Origin of the sequence: Rhodohalobacter sp. (assembly GCF_034521535.1) — a bacterium.
Lineage (GTDB): Bacteria > Bacteroidota > Rhodothermia > Balneolales > Balneolaceae > Rhodohalobacter.
This window is the reverse complement of record NZ_JAXHMF010000006.1, coordinates 721035-744846: the sequence shown is the minus strand read 5'-3', so window position 1 is coordinate 744846 and position 23812 is coordinate 721035. Positions and strand designations below refer to the sequence as shown.

Annotated in this window: 18 protein-coding genes; 10 read left to right on the top strand and 8 right to left on the bottom strand. The window is 43.5% G+C overall.

Going from position 1 to position 23812, the window contains the following annotated elements; all coding sequences use genetic code 11:
- Positions 1-18: 18 nt before the first annotated feature.
- From U5K35_RS15550 to U5K35_RS15540, 3 genes are all read right to left on the bottom strand, one after another.
- Positions 19-1344 (bottom strand): FAD-dependent oxidoreductase, encoded by a 1326-nt coding sequence (locus U5K35_RS15550; protein ID WP_322572421.1) that lies wholly within the window; start codon positions 1342-1344, stop codon positions 19-21.
- A gap of 68 nt (positions 1345-1412) precedes the next feature.
- Positions 1413-2390 (bottom strand): electron transfer flavoprotein subunit alpha/FixB family protein, encoded by a 978-nt coding sequence (locus U5K35_RS15545; protein WP_322572420.1) that lies wholly within the window; start codon positions 2388-2390, stop codon positions 1413-1415.
- A 19-nt stretch (positions 2391-2409) separates the two neighbouring features.
- Positions 2410-3180, bottom strand: a complete 771-nt coding sequence (locus U5K35_RS15540) for an electron transfer flavoprotein subunit beta/FixA family protein (protein ID WP_322572419.1) — start codon at positions 3178-3180, stop codon at positions 2410-2412.
- A gap of 67 nt (positions 3181-3247) precedes the next feature.
- On the opposite strand from U5K35_RS15540, the gene U5K35_RS15535 reads away from it, so the two are divergent.
- The 5 genes from U5K35_RS15535 (at position 3248) to U5K35_RS15515 (ending at position 7556) form a co-directional block, all read left to right on the top strand.
- Complete coding sequence (locus tag U5K35_RS15535; protein ID WP_322572418.1) at positions 3248-4225, top strand: hypothetical protein; 978 nt, start codon at positions 3248-3250, stop codon at positions 4223-4225.
- Between the two features lie 85 nt (positions 4226-4310).
- Entirely contained in the window at positions 4311-4658 is a 348-nt protein-coding gene (locus tag U5K35_RS15530) for a response regulator (protein WP_322572417.1), read from the top strand.
- A gap of 70 nt (positions 4659-4728) precedes the next feature.
- A complete protein-coding gene (locus tag U5K35_RS15525; protein WP_322572416.1) occupies positions 4729-5949 on the top strand; it encodes a hypothetical protein in 1221 nt (406 codons plus the stop codon).
- A gap of 1 nt (position 5950) precedes the next feature.
- Positions 5951-6574 carry an ABC transporter ATP-binding protein gene (locus U5K35_RS15520; RefSeq protein WP_322572415.1) on the top strand — a complete coding sequence of 208 codons (624 nt, stop codon included), beginning with the start codon at positions 5951-5953 and terminating at the stop codon, positions 6572-6574.
- A 58-nt stretch (positions 6575-6632) separates the two neighbouring features.
- On the top strand, positions 6633-7556 hold the full coding sequence (locus U5K35_RS15515) for an FAD-binding oxidoreductase (protein WP_322572414.1): 924 nt from the start codon (positions 6633-6635) through the stop codon (positions 7554-7556).
- Positions 7557-8427: 871 nt separating this feature from the next.
- On the opposite strand, the gene U5K35_RS15510 is transcribed toward U5K35_RS15515, so the two are convergent.
- From U5K35_RS15510 to U5K35_RS15500, 3 genes are read right to left on the bottom strand one after another with little or no spacing between them, the layout of a single operon-like run.
- The gene (locus U5K35_RS15510) at positions 8428-9321 is read right to left on the bottom strand and encodes a YihY/virulence factor BrkB family protein (RefSeq protein ID WP_322572413.1); all 894 of its coding nucleotides are present in this window, start codon (positions 9319-9321) and stop codon (positions 8428-8430) included.
- A gap of 16 nt (positions 9322-9337) precedes the next feature.
- Positions 9338-10498: an aminotransferase class V-fold PLP-dependent enzyme gene (locus tag U5K35_RS15505; RefSeq protein WP_322572412.1), complete on the bottom strand. Its 1161-nt coding sequence runs from the start codon at positions 10496-10498 to the stop codon at positions 9338-9340.
- A complete protein-coding gene (locus U5K35_RS15500; RefSeq protein ID WP_322572411.1) occupies positions 10495-11079 on the bottom strand; it encodes a DUF502 domain-containing protein in 585 nt (194 codons plus the stop codon). The genes U5K35_RS15505 and U5K35_RS15500 overlap by 4 nt, the downstream gene beginning before the upstream one ends.
- 149 nt (positions 11080-11228) lie before the next feature.
- Here U5K35_RS15500 and alaS point away from each other — a divergent pair, with 149 nt between their 5' ends.
- The 5 genes from alaS (at position 11229) to U5K35_RS15475 (ending at position 18391) form a co-directional block, all read left to right on the top strand.
- A complete protein-coding gene (gene alaS, locus U5K35_RS15495; RefSeq protein WP_322572410.1) occupies positions 11229-13886 on the top strand; it encodes an alanine--tRNA ligase in 2658 nt (885 codons plus the stop codon).
- Between the two features lie 84 nt (positions 13887-13970).
- Positions 13971-15074: a pyruvate dehydrogenase (acetyl-transferring) E1 component subunit alpha gene (pdhA, locus tag U5K35_RS15490; RefSeq protein ID WP_322572409.1), complete on the top strand. Its 1104-nt coding sequence runs from the start codon at positions 13971-13973 to the stop codon at positions 15072-15074.
- Between the two features lie 40 nt (positions 15075-15114).
- On the top strand, positions 15115-16098 hold the full coding sequence (locus U5K35_RS15485) for a pyruvate dehydrogenase complex E1 component subunit beta (protein ID WP_322572408.1): 984 nt from the start codon (positions 15115-15117) through the stop codon (positions 16096-16098).
- Positions 16099-16177: 79 nt separating this feature from the next.
- Positions 16178-17485, top strand: coding sequence for a pyruvate dehydrogenase complex dihydrolipoamide acetyltransferase (locus U5K35_RS15480; protein WP_322572407.1), 1308 nt, complete (start codon positions 16178-16180; stop codon positions 17483-17485).
- A 489-nt stretch (positions 17486-17974) separates the two neighbouring features.
- Positions 17975-18391, top strand: coding sequence for a hypothetical protein (locus U5K35_RS15475; protein WP_322572406.1), 417 nt, complete (start codon positions 17975-17977; stop codon positions 18389-18391).
- Between the two features lie 23 nt (positions 18392-18414).
- Here U5K35_RS15475 and U5K35_RS15470 read toward each other — a convergent pair whose 3' ends face one another.
- Complete coding sequence (locus U5K35_RS15470) at positions 18415-22806, bottom strand: SPOR domain-containing protein (protein WP_322572405.1); 4392 nt, start codon at positions 22804-22806, stop codon at positions 18415-18417.
- Positions 22803-23633 (bottom strand): hypothetical protein, encoded by an 831-nt coding sequence (locus U5K35_RS15465; protein WP_322572404.1) that lies wholly within the window; start codon positions 23631-23633, stop codon positions 22803-22805. The genes U5K35_RS15470 and U5K35_RS15465 overlap by 4 nt, the downstream gene beginning before the upstream one ends.
- Positions 23634-23812: the final 179 nt, after the last annotated feature.

The following is a 23812-nucleotide window of genomic DNA, read 5'->3' as shown; positions in this document are numbered from 1 at the left end:
TTTCAGTTTTCACTTTTGCTAGAGCGCTTTCGCCCCTTTTGCTCCTATCTTAACGAGATCCCAGTACGAAGCGTGCTTTTTCACTGAATCGCTAAACATATTTCTGGCTTTCTTCGTGGGTTCGTTCTTGATGCTAAAGAAATTCCTACCAAAATCGCAGATCAGATTCGGCATTTTGTCAACCATAAACGGATCATGAAGCAGATGAACCGCATCCTGAAAGTTATTGATGTCTTTCATCACATAGCTGTCTTCCAGCGCGTCCTGATAAACCTTCATCGACGCTTCACTGTAATCTTCTTTTTCTTTCGCTTTTGTGATTGCTTCGGCTGCCAGAATTCCGGACCGCATTGCGTAGTCCATTCCCTGAATGGCTTTTCCGGCGTTCATCAGTAAGTTTGCAGCTTCACCGCAAACCATCAATCCGGCTTTGTAAAGCTTTTCAGGCATCACCCGTTTGTCTCCGGAGGAAACCACGTGCGCTGAATATTCAACAACCTCACCGCCTCGAATCATATCAGCAACGGCAGGATGTTTTTTGAAGTGATTCAGGATATCGTAGGGAGTCTGCTCTTTTTCACGCAGATCTTTCAAACCCAGTACCAATCCGATAGAGACGGTATCTTTATTGGTGTAAAGAAATCCGCCGCCTTCAACACCGTTTGTTGCATGCCCCACAAATTCGTTACTCATTCCGCTTCGGCCATTCAACTGAAAACGATTTTCAAGAACATCCTGATCAAAACGGATAATCTCTTTCACGCCGGTCAACATGTGATCGGCCGGAACATATTTATCCTGAAGCCCGACCTGCCGGGTTAGAAGGTTGTTTACACCCTCGGCCAGAATGACTGAATCTGCATAAAATTTATCTTCGCCGGTTCTGATGCCCACTACTTTTCCGTCTTCTTCCAGTACTTCCTCAACCAGGATGTTGGGAGCCACGAAAGAGTCCATAGCATAATCACTTTCGGCAATGGCTTCTTCCACTTTACCGGCAAGCCATTTATCGAACTTGGATCGAAGAACGACCACGCCGTTGTAGGGCGCTTCATTAAAGTGGGAAGATTTAAAATCTACAGAGAAAGAGGACTGCTCATCCATAAAGGTGAGTCTTCGGTGGTTGATAAACCGATCCCAGCCGCCATCTTCTTCTTCCCAGTAATTGGGAACCAGTTTGTTCAGGTCACTGCCCCATAAAACTCCGCCGGAAACGTTTTTAGAACCGGGAAATTCGCCCTTTTCAATGAGGAGGAATTTCATGTTGTTTTTGGCGAGTGTCATGGCAGCGGCAAGTCCGGCCACACCGGCACCTACGATGATACAGTCAAATTTTTCGTCCATAATGATTTATTCAGGAGTCCTGAGATGTGAGTCTTGAGTTCTCATGACTCAAGACTCAAGTCTCATATCTAATTATTTTTGATTTTTTTGAGCTCTTCGATGAACGGAGGCAGAATTTTGTAGAGGTCGCCAACCAGTCCATAATCTGCGATATCAAAGATAGGGGCGTCCGGATCTTTATTGATGGCAACAATCACTTTACTGTTTGCCATACCGGCAACGTGCTGAATGGCTCCTGAAATGGCAACTCCGATATAAAGCTGAGGGGAGACCACTTTACCGGTCTGTCCAATCTGAAGGCTCGGATCGTAGTCACCGGCCTCAGTGAGTGCACGTGAAGCACCAATTCCGGCATTCAGAACGGAAGCGAGTTCAGAGATCATATTTCGTCCCTCTTCATCTTTCACGCCTCGACCTGCCGCCACAACAACTTCTGCTTCAGAGAGATCCACACGATCAGAAGATGAGCTGATTATCTCTTTCAGGGTGACTCGAAGCTCATCATCATTGAAGCTGAAATCGATCGATTCAACGATTGCATCGCTTGATTTTTCCACTACATCATAAGAACCGGACCGAACGGATATGATTACCGGTGAGCCCGTTGCTTCTACAGCTGAAATAATTTTTGATGCCATTACCGGACGTTTACCTTTCACACCGTTATCGGTCAGCTCAAACTCCGACATGTCGCTCAGTGCTGCGGCTCCTTTATTAGCGGCAAGTGCACCCAATACATCCTTGGAACTTTCCGTTGATGGAAATGCAACCAGTTGCGGTTTAATTTGATCAACAGCCGATGAGAGTGCTTTTAAAACCGGCGTGTTCAAGTGATTCTTAAAAATCGGATTTTCAATGGTATAAATGGTATCCGGGCCGTAAGCCTTAAGCTTTTCAGCAACGTCTGACGCATTTGCATCGATAACCAGTGCAGCAGATTTTAAGCCGTTATCAGCTGCCAGCTCGTTACATCTTGATAAGACCTCAAGAGAAGATCGTTTAATTTTACCGTCGTTTACAGAGATGACTGTTAATAGAGTACTCATGAATCAATTTCGTTTTGTTTTAAATGACATTTTCTTCAGAATCGAGCAGTTGGGCAACCTCACGGGCAATTTCGTCAGGTTCTCCTTCATACTTTTTACCGGCTTCCCGCTCCGGTTTTTCTTCAAAACCCAACACTTTGGTTTTTACTTCATCGGATGAAATATCGGCACCGAGATCGTCCAGTGAAATGGTATCAACCGGCTTTCTCTTCGACTGCATAATCCCTTTTAGACTTGGGATTCGGGGGTCGTTCATGTCATTCGAGCAGGTGACCAATCCCGGTGAAGGAACATCAATAATTTCCTGTCCGACATCACCCTGACGTTTCACCGTCAGTGTACCGTCGTTAAATTCCAGGCCAACAGCATTTGTGGCATAGGGCAGGTCCAGCAGTTCAGCCATCATGGATCCTGCAAGTCCGGCATCCGTATCCTGGCTCTGTTTTCCGCATGAGATAAAATCATACTCTTTATCAGAAAAGAATTTTGCTAAAATTTTCGCATAGGCTGCAGAGTCAAATTCTTCATCACCATTGGTAACAATATGAGTTCCTTTATGAGCACCCATGGCTAATGCTTTCCGAAGGGTTTCTTTTGCTTTTTCGGGGCCGGCAAGAACGACTTCCACTTCTCCGCCATGTTGCTCAGTTAAAACGAGTGCTTCTTCAACCGCTGAGGCGTCATACGCGTTCAATACATTACGATCTGCATCTTGAATCAGTTGTCCGTCTTTTATTTGCAAGGGAGCGTATACATCGGGTACTTGCTTAATACAAACGTAGAATTTCATGCTTGATGATTTATTTTTTGGTTAGCTTATGAAACCGCTTTTTTAGCGTCTTTTAAATATACAAAACGTGAATAAAAAAACTGCATCCGATTCCCGACAAGAAACTCTAAATATTCCGGGTTGTAAGATTTTTCGAGCTTACCTATCATCCAACAGGTTAGGAGAATTTGCAATGGTTAAAAAACATCTTTTCATCACTATTTTACTTTTTTCCGTCTATGGTTGCGACGTGTTCAATGTAGATGATGACGCATCCGTTTATCCCTCACAGCTTGGCAAATTGGAGATGGAAGAGCTGATTGAACTAAATGAAAAGTTCCAATCCGAAAACGACAATATTTGCTCCACATTAAATGAGTATGGTTTCACCGGGTTTAGCACGGTGCTGTTTGATGGGGAAACGAGCCCTTGTCTTGGTCATGAACCGGTACAAATTGAACTTACTGAGCCTGATACACTTCTTCCTATCGCCACAGAGACACTGATTTCAAATAGTGAATTTACAGGTGTTACTGCAAAAGATGACCTGGTTTTGATTGAGATGGAACCACTTCGGGATTGTATCAACTGTGAAGATCCGGGCCCTGTATTTGAGTGGAAATTTGTTTTTGAAAACCAAAAAATCAACGGCCTTGAAGTCTACGATTCTTCCATTACCGTTATCGTTGATGCAAATGGGGTTAATCGAATTTGGGGGAACTGGTACGATCAACCCATTATTCCTGCCCGGGCCAATTTCCTTCCTGAAGAGATTGCCGGAAATTTAGAAGGGCAGACATTAACCTGGAATGAAGATGGAGAGGAGTATCGGCACACCATTACAGCTGATAGCTTAATCTTGCCTGATGAGAAAACCATTATTCCGTTCGAGAATGAAGAGAATAACAGACTGGAACTGAGAGTTGGCTGGAAAATGGAAGTTCCGGATGAGAATACTCCTTTTGGCGGGTGGATTATTATTGGAGATATGATTGACGGGAGAATTCTGAAGGTTGATAAGCTGATCAAAAGCAATGACTTTGGACTGATTTCTGAAGAAATCTGAAATATTTTGTAACAGAACAGCAACTCACTCTTCTTATTTATGTAAACATGTGTTCAATGTAAATGCTTAAGGAGTAGGAGTTCTTTTGAAACGAGTTCTCATAGTAGAAGACGATCTTATTATTTCCCTCACAACCGAAAAAATGGTTGAAAAACTAGGTTGCCAGGTGGTTGCCTGTGTCACTTCGGGAGAAGATGCCATCAAAGCGGCTGAAGAGAACAAGCCCGACATAATTTTAATGGATATCCGCTTAAACGGATCGATGGATGGCATCGAAGCTACACAAGAGATATTAGCAAACCTGGACAGTACCCGCGTTATTTACGTTACCGGAAATACGGATAACGCATATAAAGAAAGAGCCGAAAAAACCGGATACGACGCCTATCTGATTAAACCACTCAGAATGGAAGATTTGAAGTCCATTATTTGAGTGTTCGATTTATGATCTAAGATGCGTTATATTCTCCATCTGTTTTTGGAGGATAAATCAGCTGACTATTTTGGCTTTAAAAAATAACCAATCACTCATATTTAAAGTTTTCATTTCGGTCGTCGCAATAGCGATGGGTGTGAGCTGGATGCACGATGCAGCCATAGAGGAAAGAGTTATAACGCTCAGATATCTAATGCTGGGTGCGGCCGGTTTTATCTCCTTTGTAACACCGTATCTGTTATTCCCCGACTCAAAATCGAAGCTTATTCAGCTCGGTAACATTTCGGGTAGAAAACTGATTTCATATCTTTTTAACCGGACCTTCAGCTACTATATCTACTTTTACCTGTTCATTTTGGCGACACTATTTGCCGACTCTCTTTCAGCGGGCTCCGAATTAATCATTAAATCTGCTTACTCCGTTTACGCGCTGCTATTTATTACCGGGCTACACTGTATAGCACTTTATCTGTATCTAAAAGTAGGACCACAATCTCAGTTTTGGCAGGAGAGTGAAAAAGGAAGAGAGCTGCGATTCAAGCTTGCAAACTATTTCAAATACCCGATGGATCCGGGTGCTATTCCCAGCCTTGTGAACACAGTTGTGCTGGCACTATTTGGGATGCTATTCGTAATAATTGGAACAGTTGTTGGAAATTCAGTGGGATTTATTGCAGAAGCAGCCTTTTCGCTGATTGTTTTCTTGATAGGCGGAATTGTATATATCGCCAGAAACAGTAAACCCGAGAGGAAGTACTACCACACCAACAGTTTTTTCAGTGAGTTTTTTGGGGCATCAGAAGGAGAAGATACCATCACCGCAAGGCGAGAGGTGGATCAGCTTTGGTGGGTGCCCTCACCAATAAGGGTAAATGTCTGGCAGTACCTTCAGCAGATTGATCGAAAAATTCCGGCCGGCAGAGCTGTGGCTGCAGGGCATGTTTTGGTTTGGCTGGTCGCCTATCAAAAACCGGATATCAATTTTATGGTGGGAATCTGGACTCTGTTCGCTGTAACCCATCATCTTTTTATACTGCTCACAATGCAACGAAATTTCTCTCCTCACTGGATGTTGAGATGGCTTTCACCGATAAAAAGCTGGGTGTTTAGCTGGTTCTGGATGCAGGTAAGATGGTTGCTGCCGCTTGTTATCAGTATGAATGCACAGCTTTTTGTTTTTGGGGTTCCACGGGGTTCAGATCAGCTATTTGTTATAGTGGTGTATCTTATATCCGCAATGGCGGTGGCATCTGTAGGTGGTTTCAGACTTAAAAAATCGATTTTATAGAATGATTGAGATCAAAAATCTTACAAAACAGTACAAATCAGGACATCCTATATTTGCCGGCTTTAACAAAAATGTAAAGCAGGGGATGGCTGTTGGAGTTGTAGGTCCAAACGGTTCAGGAAAAACCACGTTTCTTCGAATCCTTTCGGTAAACTCGTTTCCGACAGAGGGCAGTGTGAAGTACAAAAATATCGATATCCATAAACGGCCTGCTGAATATTTAAAATATGTTGGGCTGGTGCATGATGAAGAGACCCTGCCTGATCATCTGACGGCATCAGAACTGTTGGAGTGGGTTTTAAGGAACAGAGATCTTTGGGATGCTTCATCAGATAAAAAAATTGAGAATATTTTCGATCAGCTCTCTTTAGATGCACGTAATGAACAGATTGGAACCTTTTCGACAGGAATGAAAAAGAAAACTCAAATAGCTGCCGCCATTATTTCTGATCCCGAACTCTTGATTATGGATGAACCGCTTAGGGGACTGGATAAAGAGACGAGAGTTGTTGTGATGGATCTACTTAAAGATATAAAGTCGCAAAATACCACTATTTTTATGTCGTCGCATTATGTGAACGAGGAGAATGAACTGTTTGATGAAATGATTCAATTCCCTCTTTAGTTTATATTCACTGTGCATTTAAAATCAAAACTGATACAAATATTATAACTCTAAATTAATGCCTGAGATAACACTTCCTGAAGTTGAGCTTAACATTTACGGCCCGAAAGATCCGGTTGAAGTACCCGTTGTTGAAAATTATATCATTACAAAAGAATCGAGCCCTAATTTTGTGAGACACATTACATTTGATGTCTCCGGTACCGAATTAGAGGGGAAGATTAAAGTGGGGCAGTCCGTTGGTATTTTCCCACCCGGAAAAAATGAAAGAGGTCGAGATTATAAATTGCGTCTCTATTCGGTGTCATCTCCAAACGGTGGAGAGCACGGAAAGCCAAATCTGATTTCCACAACGGTGAAAAGAACCATTGAAGAGTTGGATAACAAACTCTACATCGGTGTAGCCTCCAATTATCTTGCGGATTTGCAGCCCGGTGATATGGTGAAAATTTCAGGTCCGAGCGGAAAACGATTTTTGCTTCCCGAAAAGGAGAAAGAATTCAACTATCTGTTTTTTGCCACCGGTACCGGTATTGCGCCATATCGCGGTATGATTATGGAGCTGTTTGAAAAAGGAGATTATCAAAATGAGTGCGCACTTATTTTTGGTTGCCCTTATCGTACGGATGTTCTCTATTCAGACTACTTTGAAAAAATGGCGCAAGAGCACAGTAACTTCCACTATTTAAAAAGCATTTCAAGAGAAAGCCGAAGAAAAGACGGGTCTAAGCACTATGTGCAAACCAAGATAAAAGATGAAGAAGAGTTGCTTCTCCCAATCCTGAAAAAGAAGAATACGTTGGTTTATATATGTGGGCTTAAAGGTATGGAAGCCGGTATTTATAAAGAACTTCTTCGACTTGGACTTGATGAATATCTTGATATTCGAAAAAAACTGCCCGATGACCTGAATGATATTCCCAGAAACGATATCAAAAAGTTTATGAAACCTTCTGCCCGAACGTTTGAAGAGGTGTATTAAAGCGAATTTGTGATCTCAAGCTTTTTTTGAATCAGGGATATTTTAGTTTAGCGTATACCTGCTTATCTCAAGTTCCGCAAAATGGAGGTGTAGTGGCTACAAAATAAGTTTCATTTAAAAGTGATTAAAATAGTTCATGTCATACCTTTTTAGATGCAAACCTTCTTTTTGCCGGTCATTCCTGCTTTAGCATGTTTGAAGCAGTAATTCGTACACAAAATAAATGGCGTTCACCTTTTAAGGGATGAAACCAGCCCCGTTTCGGGGCGGCATATCCGTAGCCCCACAGGTTCACAACGTGAATCTGTGGGGTAGAGAAAGAGGCCGATATTCACAGGAGCACCGTAGGTGCGGCATGTTTCGAATTCTGAATTCAATCTCAATTGTAAAATCGACCCATATATTCCGCACCTACGGTGCTTCCATGTTCGGGTTCGCCTTTTGCCCCATGGCCAACGCTTTGCGCTGACCATGGGCTACGGACATGACGCACCTCTGGTGCTTGGTTTTTGTCAGGTGCATATCTCAACTCCTGAGGGTATGCTCGTCTTGCAAGGCTACGGATATGGCGTCACGTAGCGGGACTTTCATTGCCTGAGTCATTTGGTGTAATACCTTTTACGTATTTATAAGGATCGAAAATACAGTTCACAAGGGCAGTAATAGAAGGCAGATCAAACTTATACAGCTGTAAAATTAATGGTTGTAGCACTACAGAGCTCAGTTTAAAGAGTTTTGAGGCTGAATTTTAATATTTTGCGGTAGTTGAGTTAGTAGACGAAAATTATTAAACAATGAGTTTACCATCATGTCTGATAAAATTTTTCCGTCAATAGATCAATATCAAAGATTTAATTGAGGGATATGAGGCTCAATTTTGTAAATCGGCGCCGAAATTTTTTAAGGAAACAAACTTGTAAGGTTTAATTTTGCCGCCATACTTTTCGGTGTAAACCTGAGTAAAAACGGCTCCAAGCAGGATGGTTTGAATATTGTAGTAAACCCAAATTATAAAAACGACAAGCGAGCCGGCCGCACGGTACGTAGCTTCAATTCCTGTTGCCGAGAAAAAGAAACCAATCAGAAACTTGCCAATCAGGAAGAGAATAGTGGTTACACATGCTCCCACTAAAACGTCCGTCCACCTGGCGTGAACATCAGGCAGAATTTTAAAAATCAGAGTGAAGAATATGATCGCAAAGATAAGCGTGACCAGTTGAGCGATGATTCCATAAATATTGATCTGAATATTGGGGAAAAGTTCGCTCAAGTATGTAGAGCCGATTGCTAATATAAATTCAGCCGCCAGTGAAGTGAGCAGTAGTAGGCTAAATACGATAATCATCCCAAATGCCAGCAACCGGTTCAACAGATAGTGCCAAACAGAATTAATGGTTATATCCGCAACATTCCAGATTTTATTCAGAGTGATTTTAAGCTGACTAATTACCGTTGTAGCCCCGAATATTACCGTGCCGGCCGCAATTATCGTGGTAACCAAACCGGTCTGATCTTGCCCCCGTGAGCTTATGTAGTCAATTAAATTAGTCAGAACGACTTCATCAAGATAGTCGCCGAGATATTCAGAGGCCTGCTGCGCTACAATCTCTTCACTCAAAAATATACCGCCCAAAAATACAATCAGGATAAAGAGCGGAGTAATTGAAAAAATTGTGTAAAAGGCGATAGCCGCCCCGTGAACCATAATTTCGTCATCGATTGCTTTTTGGATTGTATCCCCGACAACGTCTTTAATCTCAAGCAAAATTTCTTTGAGTTTTTTAAATAAAGGCATTCAATACAGTGTCTAACTCTTCAATAGTGTTGTAATAGTGGGGTGCTATTCTCAATTTACCTTCTCGGGACGAAATAGTAATATTTTTCTTTTTAAGGGATTCTACAAACGATTCTGTGTCGGTTATATCTCTGGTTGTAAATGTAACGATTCCTGCTCTTTCTTTCCGTTCTTTAGGGCTGATCAGATGCGTGTTTTTTTGCTGAGAACATTTTGTAGTCAGATAGTCTGTGAGATTTAATATGTTCTCTGTAATTCTACTCGGACCAATACTGTTCAGGGTTTTCAGAGAGGCATTCATACCGGCAATACCGATCATGTTTGGCGTTCCAATCTCCAAGTGTTGTGAAACAGGCAGCCATTCTTGCTCAAAGTTTGAAAGTTCCCAGGGCTCTTGAACCGACAACCAACCCGTTTTATACGGTTTTAATCGACGGCTTAGTTTTTCTGAGAGGTAGAGAAATCCGGTTCCCATAGGACTCATCAGCCATTTGTGGCCTCCGGTTGCCAGTGCGTCTATGTTGCAGGCTTGCACATCGATTGTGCCGGCACCAAGATATTGGATGGCGTCTACAACAAACAGAACGTCATGCTTTTTGCAAATTTGCCCAATAGCTTCCAGATCTGCTTTAAATCCCGTCAGGTATTGAACGGCGCTGATGGAAAAGAGCCGTGTTTTTGGCGTGATGGCAGACTCAACCATGTGCGGAGTTACCTTATTATTCTCCGGTTCGATATACCGGACATTTACACCAAATCTGTCTAAAATTCTGTACGGCTGAACATTGGTAGGGAATTCCATACGGTTCAGCAAGATTTCATCGCCCTCATTCCAGTCAAGTCCTTCTGCAACCGCTGTTATTCCTTCTGAAGTGTTGGACATGAAAGTAATCTGCTCGGAGTTTTCTGCATTAACAAAGCCGGAGATTAAATCACGGGTTTCCTGTACGATAGACATTCCCATTTCAAAATTGTCAATTTTGCCGGTATATCTGTCCGATATGAACCGGTCAATCGCCTGTTTTACAGATCGAGAAATTGGACTGATTGCAGCATGATTTAAATAGATGTGTCCGGTCTTGGTATGGGGAAAGTTCTCGCGAATTTCAGTTAGTTCTGACTCTGAAAAAACAGATTCTTTGATCATTGTTTTTTAGGCTTGGAAGGTTCAATTTGAGTCACTCCGGCACTGACGGCAAATTTCATAGCATTGGCTGGATCAATTTTCAATATCTGTACACGCTCCGGATCAACCAGGAAAAGATTACCGGAAAAATTATAGGAGTGAGGACAGTATACTGCAACTCTGTTCTCAATGTTTAGAATGCTGAGGTCGCGCTCCGTAATAAATCCGATTCGGTCCAAACCATCGGCGAAAGTTACAATGACCGGTTTATTAAACTTCTTTTTATCTCCCAAAAACGCTTCTGAAAAATCCTTAAAAGCTGTGTAGATAATTTTGATGAAAGGAATCCGGGATAAAATGGATTCAAAGTAGTTAACGAGGGGACGGGTTAATGCCATTGAAATAATAAACCCCAGAAGGGCAATGAAAATAAATGAAGTAATTAAACCCAGACCCGGAATATGAACCGGCAGCCATCCAAATAAAATGGGATTAACGGCAGAATCAAGCCAGTCAACGAGAAAAACAATTACAAAGATTGTAGCGTAAAGAGGGAAGATGAAAAGTAACCCTCGCAGAAAATAGTTTAAAACGGTTTTCATAAGGTGAAATCAGTTAAAAGATAGCCCAATATAAAGAAGAGTTTGGCTAATGAGAATGAAATTGGAAGAATGAAATGAGGTTAAGTTTAAATTTTGCTATTTTATGAAGCTTATTAGGAAAACATGTTTATTAAATATTTTTTGATTTTATGTCATTGAAAACGGCTGCTCAAATTCGCCAGGATTTTTTGGATTTCTTTAAAGATAAAGGTCACCTCATTGTAGACAGTGCCCCTGTTGTACCAAAAAACGATCCGTCTCTGTTATTTACAAATGCCGGGATGAATCAGTTTAAACCGATCTTTTTAGGAGAACAGGAGGGTTTAAAAGATGATGGTAAAATCTGGAACCGGGCAGCTGATACCCAGCGATGTATTCGCGTGAGTGGAAAGCACAACGATCTTGAAGAGGTAGGGCACGACACGTATCACCACACTCTGTTCGAGATGCTCGGTAACTGGTCGTTTGGCGACTATTTTAAGGAACAGGCCATTGAGTGGGCGTGGGAGCTTTTGGTGGATGAATGGGGTCTCGACCCGGATCGATTATACGCTACCGTGTTTGAGGGAGATGAATCTGACGGGCTGCCGGCCGACGATGAATCAGCGAAGCTTTGGGTTGAAAAGACTTCTATCTCTCCGGATCACGTTCTCAAGTTTGATAAAAAAGACAATTTCTGGGAGATGGGTGAAACGGGACCGTGCGGACCTTGCTCCGAAGTTCATGTTGATCTGCGAACGGACGAAGAGAGAAAGAAGAAGCCCGGCGCTGAACTTGTAAATATGGACGATCCCCGCGTGATGGAGATCTGGAACCTGGTATTTATTCAGTTCAACCGGCAGCAAGATGGTTCGCTCAAAAAACTGCCGGCACAGCATGTGGATACGGGAATGGGTTTTGAACGAATTTGCGCTGTACTTCAGCAAAAAACATCCAATTACGACACGGATGTATTTCAGCCAATCATCCAAAAAATTGCCGATCTGGCCGGGAAAACGTACGGAGATGACGAAGAGACAGATATTGCCATGCGGGTAATTTCAGATCATATTCGTGCTGTCAGCTTTTCCATTATGGATGGGGCTTCGCCATCCAATGAAGGCCGCGGTTATGTTATACGCCGGATTCTGAGAAGGGCTATCCGCTACGGGTGGGATCGGCTGGATTTCAAAAAGCCGTTCATGAGTAAACTGGTTCCGGTATTGGCTGAGCAGTTTGTTGATGTTTTCCCGGAGCTGGATGGACAGATTGAATATATCCAGAATGTGATCTTAGCTGAGGAAAAAAGTTTTCTGAACACTTTGGGTCAGGGAATCGAACTATTCCACTCTATGATTGAAGGGAAGGAAAAACTGTCGGGTGATGACGCATTTAAACTGCACGACACTTACGGTTTTCCGATCGATTTAACGGAACTGATGGCTCGCGAAAAAGGTGTGGAAGTGGACACCGGTCGTTTTGATGAGCTGATGAAGGAACAGAAAGAGCGGGCAAGGGCAGCCGGAAAGTTTACAGCTTCTCAAAAAAGTGATCTGAACTGGGAAGTGATTAAAGGTGGACAATCTGAGTTTGTGGGCTACGACGAATCGAGGGTAGAAACGTCTATTCTTGCCACGGCCGAAAATGAAGAGAGTAAAATTTTACTGCTCGAAAAAACACCATTTTATGCTGAATCCGGCGGACAGGTGGCTGATATTGGTGTGATCACAAATGGGGATGAAACTATTAAGGTGAAGGATGTACAAAAATCAGATGACGGACATCTGCACTATGTAGATCGGCTTCCATCCAATCCGACCGGAAACTGGATTGCAGAAATTGATTTGAACCGGCGGCAGGAAATAGAAAAACATCACTCTGTAACTCACATCATGCATGCTGCACTGCGTGATGTTCTGGGAGACCACGTGGCTCAGAAGGGTTCGTTGGTGGCTCCCGATAGGCTGCGATTTGATTTTTCTCACTTCGAAGGCGTGAAAAAGGAGGAACTCGATAGAGTTGAGCAGCAGGTAAATGAAAAGATTCAGGAAAATATTCCTCTTCTCGAAGAGCGAAATGTTCCAATTGATGAAGCGCGTGAGAGAGGAGCAATGATGCTTTTTGGCGAAAAGTATGGTGATCAGGTTCGTGTGATCACGTTCGATCCAAACTATTCAGTAGAGCTTTGTGGCGGTACACACGTGGATGCTACCGGTAAAATCGGATACTTCCGTTTTACGGATGAGTCATCGGCCGCGGCAGGAATCAGAAGGGTAGAGGCTGTGGCAGGTAAAAAAGCAGACGGACTTCTGAGATCGGAAAAAGAGCAGCTTCAGAAAGCGCGAGAGCTTATCGGTGCACAAAAAGAGCTGGTATCGGGCATAAAATCTCTGATTGAGAAAAACAGAGAGCTTGAAAAAGAACTTGAAAAACTGATTCAAAGTCAGGCCGGCGACTCACTGGATCAGATTCTTGAAAACGGAAAAGATATTTCCGGTGTTCAACTCTATACAGGCAAAGTGGCCGGAGCCGACATGGACACATTAAAGCAGCTTGGATACGATGCTCTTGAGAAGACGAAAAAAGAAAGTGTAGTCGTCCTGGCATCAGAAGACGAGGAACAAGGAAAAGTTTACATTATGGCTGCTGTTACCGACGATCTGATTCAAAAAGGTGTGAAAGCCGGAAATATGGTTTCACAGCTGGGCAGAATTGTTGGCGGAGGCGGTGGCGGACAACCCAACCTTGCAACTGCAGGCGGCCGGTTTCCCGAAAAAATTGACGAGGCTTTTAAAAAAGCTGAGGAGTTGGTAAAAGCAGAGATCTGATATAAGATCAGGGCATCTGTAAACTTCTCAAATAATGGGTATATTTAACGCAAATCAGAAATTGTTTAACGATTAACTGTAAGTATGGCAAAGAAGAAAGAAACAGAAGCTATTTTTACCCCTATCGGTATTGATAGCAGCAATAACGGCCAAATTGAAAAATCAGTAGAACTGCCTGATCCAACGGATAAATCACACAAAGATTTAGGCCTGTCGGATGATGATGCAATCCATATGTTTGAGCAGATGTTTTTGCAACGCCGGTTTGAGGAGCGTGCAATGCAGCAGTATCAAAAAGGAAAATTTGGTGGATTCCTTCACCTTTATATTGGCCAGGAAGCTGTATCAACCGGTACAGTTCATGCTTTAAACGACGATGATGATATCATCACTGCATATCGTGATCACGGCTGGGGTCTGCTGAGAGGCGTCTCTCCTAAAGCAGGTATGTCCGAACTCTTTGGAAAAGCAACAGGATGCTCAAAAGGGAAAGGCGGTTCGATGCACTTTGCCAATGTTGAAGAGCATTTTTGGGGTGGTTACGGTATTGTAGGCGGTCACATTCCTATTGGCGGCGGTATTGCATTTGCCAACAAATACCAAGAGAATGATCGCGTAACAGCAACCTTCTTTGGAGACGGAGCTGTCGATCAGGGAGCCCTGCATGAGACTCTCAATATGAGCCAGCTATGGAAGCTACCGTGTATCTATGTTGTTGAGAACAACGGATACTCAATGGGTACAGCTGCAAAGCGACACACCGTAAATGAAATTCATGAACGTGCAAAAGGTTACGGCATGAAGAGTGCGGTTTTTAACGGAATGGACGCACTAACGGTTTACGAAAACATGAAGAATATAGCCGATGAAGTTCGTAAAGACAGCATGCCGTGGTTTGTTGAAATTCGCACATATCGATATCGCGGCCACTCCATGTCCGATCCTCAGAAATACAGAACCAAAGATGAGCTTAAGAAATACCAGGAAATAGATCCGATTGAGCGTATGAAAGCTTACTTGATTGACGAAAAAGTGGCCAAAAAGAAGGATCTGGAAGAGATTGAGCAGCGTATTGAGGATGAGATACTGGAAGCAATAGAATTTGCGGACAATGCCGACTTCCCTGAAGATGAAGCGCTCTACGAAGATATGTTTGCGGATACCCCTCACTTTCATGACAGAAAGTAATAGACTCAAAAAGAAATTTTAAAGACAACGATTTATAAAAATGGCTGAATTACAATTTAGAGAAGCAATTCGCGACGCAATGGACGAAGAAATGGCTCGCGACGAAAAAGTCTTTTTGATGGGTGAAGAAGTTTCCGAATATAACGGTGCTTATAAAGTATCGGAAGGACTATTGGACAAATATGGTTTTAAGCGAGTAATCGATACTCCGATTTCTGAGCTGGGTTTTTCGGGAATTGGCGTCGGAGCCGCGATGAACGGGTTACGCCCAATCGTGGAGTTTATGACCTTCAACTTCGCCGTGTTGGCCGCTGATCAAATTATCAATCACGCATCCAAAGCGCGATACATGCTGGGTGGTCAGTTGAATACACCCATTGTATTCCGGGGACCCAATGCTTCCGCCGGACAGCTCGGCGCAACTCACTCAGTAGCCTACGATTCAATGTACGCTCAGTTTCCGGGATTGTCCGTGATTTATCCGTCCGAGCCGGATGACGCGAAAGGACTGTTAAAGTCTGCGATCCGAAACGACGATGCCGTTCTTTTCATGGAATCCGAGCAGATGTACGGAATGAAAGGAGAGGTCTCTGACGAGGAAGACTACATCATCCCAATCGGGAAAGGTAAAATTAAGCGTGAGGGTGACGATGTTACGGTCGTTGCTACCGGAAAAATGTACCATATTGCAAAACAAGCAGCGAATCAGCTTGCAAAAGACGGTGTGGAAATGGAAATTATTGATCCGAGAACGATTAAACCTCTGGATATTGAATTAATAATCGAATCGGTGAAAAAAACAAACCGGTGTGTAATTGTTGATGAATCTCATCCGTTTGGCGGATTGGCATCTGAAGTTGGATTTTTGATCCAGCGTGAAGCATTCGATTACCTGGATGCACCCGTTCGAAGAGTAACACTGCCGGATGTAAACGCACCGTTTTCCAAGCCGCTTTTTGACCTCTGGTTACCGGATGCTAAAAAAGTAATTGATGCTGTAAATGCAGTCACATACAGGAACTAGAGGTGTGGCTCAGGAGTGGATTTGAATCTGCTTAACAGGGTGATTTTAAAAATATAAAACAGAATTAAGAAACAGGATTATGGCTATAAAAATTGAGATGCCGAAGTTAAGTGACACAATGGAAGAGGGTGTCATTGCCAAATGGAACATCAGTGAAGGGGATAAAATAGAGGCCGGTGATGTAATTGCCGAAGTTGAGACGGATAAAGCAACAATGGAAGTTGAAGCTTTTGATCCCGGTACAGTACTCAAGATTCTAGTTAAAGAAGGAGATGCTGTTCCTTTAGGTGGAATAATGGCTATTACCGGAGAAGAAGGGGAAGACATTAGTGATATACTGAAGGAGGCTGAGAGTGCCAATGGTGAATCTTCATCTGAAGACAAACCTGAAAAAGAGAGCTCCGGTAAAGAGAAGAAAAAAGAATCTTCCGATAAAAAAGATTTTGATCCGATTTTAGAAGGCGTCGGTTCCGGTAAAGGTAATGGCAAAGAGAAAGAAAGTGCACAAGCCGATGATCAAGCCAATGATGATGGCAGAATAAAGGCATCACCGTTAGCACGGAAAATGGCAGAGGATAAAGGGATTAAGCTTTCTGCCGTGGATGGTTCGGGGCCTGAAGGCAGAATCATTAAACGTGATATTGAGAACTATAAGCCTGCAGAGGCGAAGAAGGAAGGTGCTGTTCAGGTGCCATCATTTGCTTCTGAAGAAGATGAGGAGATTAAAATTTCTCAGATGCGCAAAGCGATCGCCCGTCGTCTCAGCGAGAGTAAATTCAATAACCCGCATTTTTACGAAACGATCGACATCGATATGGAGAGAGCAATCGAAGCACGGGTTGCTCTGAATGAAATCAGTGATGTGAAGATCAGTTTTAATGATATTGTAGTGAAAGCTTCTGCAATGGCTCTCCGAAAGCATCCTGAAATTAACTCTTCCTGGCTGGGTGATACCATTCGCAAACACGGTGATGTAAACGTAGCCGTGGCTGTGGCAATCGATGAAGGGTTGATGACTCCGGTTTTAAATCATACCGATAAGAAAACCTTGCAGCAGATCTCAGCAGAGACCAGGGAGCTTGCCGGATTGGCACGCGATCGTAAACTGCAGCCGGAACAGATGGAAGGCAGTACATTTACGATTAGTAATCTTGGCATGTTTGGTATCGAAGAGTTTACGGCAATCATTAATCCGCCAAACGCTTGTATTCTGGCAGTCGGTTCTATTCGTGATGTGCCGGTCGTTAAGAATGGTGAAATTGTTCCCGGTAAACGAATGAAGGTGACACTGTCCAGCGATCACAGGATCGTAGATGGAGCAAAAGCAGCACATTTCTTAAATACACTGCGCACTATGATTGAAAATCCATTGGCGATGATGCTCTAAGCTCATTACCACATCTTTTCAAAAAAAGCCGATTGATTCAGTTCAATCGGCTTTTTTTATGTTATGTACTGATTTGATATGACAATCTAATCAGTATAGAAGTGACTGATAGTTTGAAGAAACCCGGCTTGGGACAACGACTATTGTCAGATATAATACATCAGATAGAAGACTCTAAGTCTGCAACAGGGGAAAGAGTCCGTCAGCCGCCGGGTGAGGTGCATGACCTGATAGATTAAGGTTTGGCTTGAAAGTTCATCAGTTAGATTTGAATCTCCTCTTTTCATCCCACATTGCCCCCTTTCAACATATCATACTGGCCACCTTTTATTAGAGCGGTAAAAGTCTAATAAATGTAAAAAACAGGCATTACAGAACTCAGTGATAGATTTCTTGTGTAGTGAAGATTGCTCCTATAAATTAGAGTTTCCTAATATTAATATATTCTAATATATTGTGTTAGAGACATCATGCTTTAAGGAGATAATCATGAGGAACAGAATAAAAATAGTAATACTCGTATTGGCAGCTATCACATTTACTGCTGCAGAAGCAATGGCGCAACAGGCATCAAGCGCCACTATGCAGGTAAAGGTTGAGGTGGTAAGCGGAAGCCAGATATCAGAAAATCGGGTTGCCGAATCATTTCAGATAAGTGAAGATGAGATAACATATGGGGATTTTGAGATGAATCTTCCCGATGGCGCCCAAATCATTACTGAAGCAGACAAATCGGTTTTAATGAGCAACGGTGTCGATCAGTGGAATATGAAAGCAGAAATGAAAATAGATCGAGACGAACACGGTACGGTTAGTGTGAAGTTTATTACCCGCGATAACAAAACGGAAAAAATCAAGGGAACCGCTTACCGCGGTAAACAGATAGCAACGATTCAGTATCTATAGATGACCATTGAGAAACAGGTCTGCTAGTCGAGAATAAAAATTTCAAGAGGCTGCAGGCCTGTGCTGTTTCTTACCTCCTCAAAAATTTCTATAAATCTCGCCCAGGATCTATACTCACTTTGATCGAACACCCGAATAGATTCCTGATCGGTCTCTATGGAAAGGCGCCGGCCGGTAGATCTAAAATATTCCGTACTCTTTTCAGAAAATCCACCGGTATCTGATATCTCACCCAAATAGATTCTGAACATCAGGTTCAGCGGCAGTGATGTTTCCGGATCAACTTCAATGCCGGGTTTGGCGAGTTTGCCGTTTTCAAGTAATCTTTCCTGAACTTGCTCCGCCATTTTGAAATCTTCGAACGGTCCTGCAATTACAGTGAATGGTTCGGCTTCATCCGCTTCCGGTTGCCTTATATTTGTTTGAATTTCAAATTCGTCAGCAATTTCATTTGAGAATTGAGCGGCATCACTTTCCAGATCAAATTGAGAAATTGGGATAATGAAACGGGCATAGGTTTCTTCAACAGATGATTTTCTTTCGGTACATAATCCCACTATTGCATATTGGTTGAGCGGATCTTGTTCCCTGAATAGTAAAAGCTGAAGCATAGCATCCGAAATATTTCCAATGGGAGAGGTCCTCAAGCCAAAAAGTTCAGTGGACTTATTGTAGATGATGTGAATTTCCTCATTCAATCGTTTACCAATTTCCTCTGCTTTTGAGGATGCTTCACGGATATTTCCAAAGCTGCCAACCTGAATCGGATAGCTGCATGTAAGTCTCTCCTCATTCCGTATAGGTGCCAATTCCATTGTAGGAATATTTCTGAGAGGATCTTCCGTCACATCCTGAAACTCTTCTTCTTCCAGAATTTCAACAATTTCAGTTTCATCTGTTGTAAGAGTATCAGCATCGATGCTATCAGGAGGCATTGTCTGTTGACCCGGTCTATCATACAAGATGATATTCTGGCCCGTAATACCGGTAGCTGCCGTAATAGCTTGATTGATCTCTCTGAGTTCTTCCAAATTACCAACCTGCCGTTCCGTTACTACCTGGAACTGTCCGTCTTCGGTTTGGATAACTTGTAACTCTTCTTCTAATTGTTCCTGTGTCTCATCAATAAACTGAAGGGCAGATTCAGAATCAGAAAAGGATCGGAGGCTTATTGCGTATGTTAAATCAGTTTCAACAACTTCTTCGGTCTCTTCCTCCAGCCCGGCAAGTAAATCGCTGTAGTATCCGTCAAATACAAGTTCATGGAGTGTTGAAACTAAGTCACTTCTACTTGTAAACGGGCCAATCAGCACCTGGAATACATTGTTACTCCTGTCCGGGTAGATGAAAACGTTCTGGTCTGTCAAATCAGATTGAACCCGGTCTCGCAATCTGGATGCTTGTTCCTTTGTGTCGTAGGCAGATAACTGTATATGTAAATTTTCCTCATTTACAGGGCTTTCATAATGGTGAATGACGGAAAGCAGGTTCACATCTGATCTGCCGAAATCTAAAACCTGGTTCAAAAGCGTGTTGTAACTTTCAAAAGGAACCGTTCTTACAGTATAGAGCTCATTTTCAGAATTAAAATCGATCTGAAGCTCAAGCTCGGTAAAACTTTCAGCATAGGAGGCCATATCAGCAGCATCCGTAAAGGTGGTGTAAGTTCCAAGCTGAATACTGTAACTGGTATTTTCTTCCTGACGAATATTTAAACCCGATCCGTTATATCCAAAGATTGAAGCAGCAATAACCGGCACCTCTTCAATCGGTTCGCGAACTTCAGGGTCATCAGCAGGAAGCATCGTCATTTCAAGCCCCTCTACAAAGTCGCCCTCAGCGATAGCTTCAACAGTAAATTCTATGGTTTCAACATTCGGAACCGCATTCAGAAAGTTTATCTGGGAAGGATCCGGTTCGATGATGTAGTCGCCCGGAGGTACTTCATAGGTGTAAAAGCTTCCGTCAGAGAAGGTTCTAATCTCCTCGGTATGTGGTTCAGTGCCCTCTGGTACGTTAATCTGTCTGAGGTAGAGACGGAGCCCACCAAGACCGCTTGATGTTCCGTCCGGCATCCGTCTCGTAATTTTCCCTTCTACGATGCCCGACATGTAGAGAGGGATCTCTATCAGCTTATATTGATTCGGGTCGGTTACGATGGAAAACTGCTCGATTTGAGGGACAAGCAGTGGGTTTGTTATCGATCCTTTATTTACCGTCATGTTATACTGCCGGTAGGGCTGAAGCTGTGAGATATAGTTAATATCACCTTTGGAAAATGTGGTGCCTCCGGCGCGATCGATGCGTATTGCATTCTCCGGGATCAGTTCGTCATCTTCGTCATATGTGCCGCTGCTATTGTTGTCGATAAACATTCGCATGGCAACGCCTGACCTGCCGACTTGCTGCCTGTTTGTGAACAACACGTTGTTGTGGTTTGAATCGTACCCGATAGATCCTCTCAGGCTCTGTGAGAGCGTTGTTGAATTTCTTGTGGAGCGAATGGTGGTATTGGACCGAATTGCGTTGAAGTCGAACGTTAGCGAGAATCTGAAGAGGTTGAAATCCCCGATGAAGTTACGGCCCGCTGAAAATTGCAGCCGGCCCCGGCGCGTAATATTCCTGCTGAGTTGCAGCTCAGCATCCTCAATTTCTGAAATAGACGGAATGTAGTTGGCTTGAGCCCTCACAAATACACTTCTCAGGAGAGAAGGTATTTCGCGGCTTCGCGAAAAATTGTAGGTGACGGATGAGTTTAGCCTGGCTACCGGTGTGGTTTGAAATGATAATTTTCCAAGTTGGGTGTCCCGGTATCCGAAGCGAATATTGGCGCGTCCCACCCGGCTGTTCAGATCAACACGATATCTGGTAACGGCACCCGTCTCTCTTTGTTCATTCGTTACAGACCAACGGAAAAATAAGGGCCAGTCGCCGATGGTAAACGGGGTAAAAACATTGGCTCGAATGGAGGATTGATTTCTGCTTGTGTTATAAATTCCGCCTTGAGTATTGTAGTAGGTGTAATCCAGGTTGATACTGGCGTTATTTGGATAGATTACGCTACCGCTGGCTCTGTAAAATGCATCATTAGCTGCCTGAATTGATAGCAGATAGCTGTCTGCGACACGCGTTGATATTCCTCCCGTAAACGTGGGAAGGCCATCGTGGAAATCCTCAAAGTACTCAACACCTCCGGTTGCCGTTAAGCGGTCTGTAAGACCGGCGCTCAGGTTTGCCTTGGAAACCATTCCCCGATTGGTTGAACCGGCAATGGGGTTATCCACTCGTCCTGCATTAACTGTGTAGTTGATTTCGCCCGGTGGCAGAAAATTAAAAGGGATCTGGAGCCTTGCATCACGGGTGGTCATCTCACCGGTTGGGCTGTAGGTGCGGATGGTGTAATTTGATGTCCCGTACGTAAGGGGTATGGAAAATCGATAGGTTCCGCTGGCATCGGCCTGAGTAAAATCAATCAGAGTATTGTTTCGGTAGAGTTCAACTTCGGAGTCCGGTTCAACGGTACCGGTGAATGCGGTTTCGTCATAAATGTATCTCGGCTCAATGGGCTCGTTGGTTAACCGAACCCCGGTATAGGCCACAGGAGCAAGACCCTCTGCAGTAGTTTGTCCGGCAACAACGGTGCTGATCCAGTCTTTGTCTCGAACTCCGTACCGCCAACGCAGGCCGCTGGATCTCAGTGAGGTTGCGGTTTGAGAGTAACTTCCAAAAATGGTTCCCTGCAAGTCACCGCCAATCAGCTCCGTACCGATATTTGTACTGTAGAGGTAGCTGTTTCCACCTTGATTAACGTTTGCAGTGAGGTTGTAATCTAAAAAGCCGGCGTTAAATACACTCTTGTTTCGATCAAACTGGAGCGGATAGAAATCTCTTCGAAGTTCTCTTTGAGTGCGAAGGAGTCGTTCTCTTCTCAGTTCACGCTCGCGCTGTGCCACAACCGGCATCGTATCGGGTGACTCCAGAGTTACGGCCAGACTGCCGAAATCGATAATAAATTCCAGATCAAAGAGGCGGTAGAAAATATCCGGATCGAGGTAGTAGCCAAAATCTGTTATCAGATAATCATCGGCGGAAAGAGTGATTTCACGATCGGCAAACTGAGCCCGGCGTGAATCCAAATTCAGAATATAATTTCCTTCTCCTAAATAGTTACCTGAGAGGGTAAATGCGGCCTGATCGACATTTACATCAATTCGGAGTGCCTGGAAAAGATCGGTTACGGAAAGGTAGAATTGGTCGCGCTCGTATATCGCAGAAACGTAGGTGTTAACGACTCCCTGATGGCGAAATTGAAGAAATACCTCTTGATCAGCACTTTGAGCTTCTGCCGATTCTATAATCGGAAAGCTTAAAGACAGAAGAAACAGATGTATTATCAGGAGGCACTTCTTTATCACTCAATCATAAAGGTTGTTCGCTCGCTTACTTCAGGGATCTGAAGCAAATTTTGCGATGAAATATCATTTCGTTGAGATTCAAACGTCGTTTCAGCAGTATATTGTCCGGGCTGCCAGTTTGAGGAGTCGAACTCCACGCGCTGATTGTTTCTGAAATAGACCGATGTGGATGAACGCCTTGAGTCAATCTCTTCTCCATTGGAGTCCAATATTCGGGTCTCAACACTTCCGATGAATGGGGCATTGCCCGTACGCTCAACATCAGATAGTAAAGTCAGGCGGTCATTCTCAACACTGGCTTGAGTACTATGAATTTCAAGTCCGGTCTCTGCATCCCCGTGTTGAACCAGAACAGCCGTAACCTGATCGATCTGAAAAGAGACCTGAGCGGAGACCTGTCCTTCAGCCACATCACCGATGGGTGGAGTAAGCTGATTGGAGGAGACGCGCATTCGGGTCCAGTACATTCCGGGATCGGAGTTCTGGGGTATGCGGCCTACCAAACGAATGGTTTGACGCTCATTCGGCTGCAGAACAAACGTTGTTGGAAAAGCTCTTAAATGAGGAACCAGAGAAAAACGCTCTTGCGCTTCTTCATCCTCATAGTTTAGAAAAACACGTCCGTCTTCATCCGTAGCGGGGTAGGCAAACTCAAAACTGAGTCGTACCTCAACGGCGCTGTTGGATGGGTTGGAGACGTAAAAAGAACCGACTTTGCTGTTTTTATCCAGAAAGACGGCGGTTGGGGAGATGGTTACCTGAGCCTGAACGGAAACGGCAAATAGTAACAATAGGGCAAATGGAAGTGAAAGCAGACGAATTTTCATGAGCAGATCATTTTATTCAGCAAATTGACTGAATTTACAAATAAAAAAACCCCCACGAAATAGTGGGGGTTTTACGTAAAATTGATTTTTCTGAATTAGTATAATGTAATTGTACTTGAAAGACGAGTGGCTGACCAGCTGTACGTTCCTGTAGAGTAACTACCTGCATTAGTTGGAGA

Excerpts from the sequence above, each read along its gene's own strand:
- alaS (WP_322572410.1), top strand. The coding sequence starts at position 11,229 with ATGTCATTGAAAACGGCTGCTCAAATTCGCCAGGATTTTTTGGATTTC.
- U5K35_RS15515 (WP_322572414.1), top strand. The coding sequence starts at position 6,633 with ATGCCTGAGATAACACTTCCTGAAGTTGAGCTTAACATTTACGGCCCG.
- U5K35_RS15550 (WP_322572421.1), bottom strand. The coding sequence starts at position 1,344 with ATGGACGAAAAATTTGACTGTATCATCGTAGGTGCCGGTGTGGCCGGA.
- U5K35_RS15475 (WP_322572406.1), top strand. The coding sequence starts at position 17,975 with ATGAGGAACAGAATAAAAATAGTAATACTCGTATTGGCAGCTATCACA.
- U5K35_RS15465 (WP_322572404.1), bottom strand. The coding sequence starts at position 23,633 with ATGAAAATTCGTCTGCTTTCACTTCCATTTGCCCTATTGTTACTATTT.
- U5K35_RS15545 (WP_322572420.1), bottom strand. The coding sequence starts at position 2,390 with ATGAGTACTCTATTAACAGTCATCTCTGTAAACGACGGTAAAATTAAA.
- U5K35_RS15520 (WP_322572415.1), top strand. The coding sequence starts at position 5,951 with ATGATTGAGATCAAAAATCTTACAAAACAGTACAAATCAGGACATCCT.
- U5K35_RS15485 (WP_322572408.1), top strand. The coding sequence starts at position 15,115 with ATGGCTGAATTACAATTTAGAGAAGCAATTCGCGACGCAATGGACGAA.
- U5K35_RS15480 (WP_322572407.1), top strand. The coding sequence starts at position 16,178 with ATGGCTATAAAAATTGAGATGCCGAAGTTAAGTGACACAATGGAAGAG.
- U5K35_RS15505 (WP_322572412.1), bottom strand. The coding sequence starts at position 10,498 with ATGATCAAAGAATCTGTTTTTTCAGAGTCAGAACTAACTGAAATTCGC.
- U5K35_RS15500 (WP_322572411.1), bottom strand. The coding sequence starts at position 11,079 with ATGAAAACCGTTTTAAACTATTTTCTGCGAGGGTTACTTTTCATCTTC.
- U5K35_RS15540 (WP_322572419.1), bottom strand. The coding sequence starts at position 3,180 with ATGAAATTCTACGTTTGTATTAAGCAAGTACCCGATGTATACGCTCCC.
- pdhA (WP_322572409.1), top strand. The coding sequence starts at position 13,971 with ATGGCAAAGAAGAAAGAAACAGAAGCTATTTTTACCCCTATCGGTATT.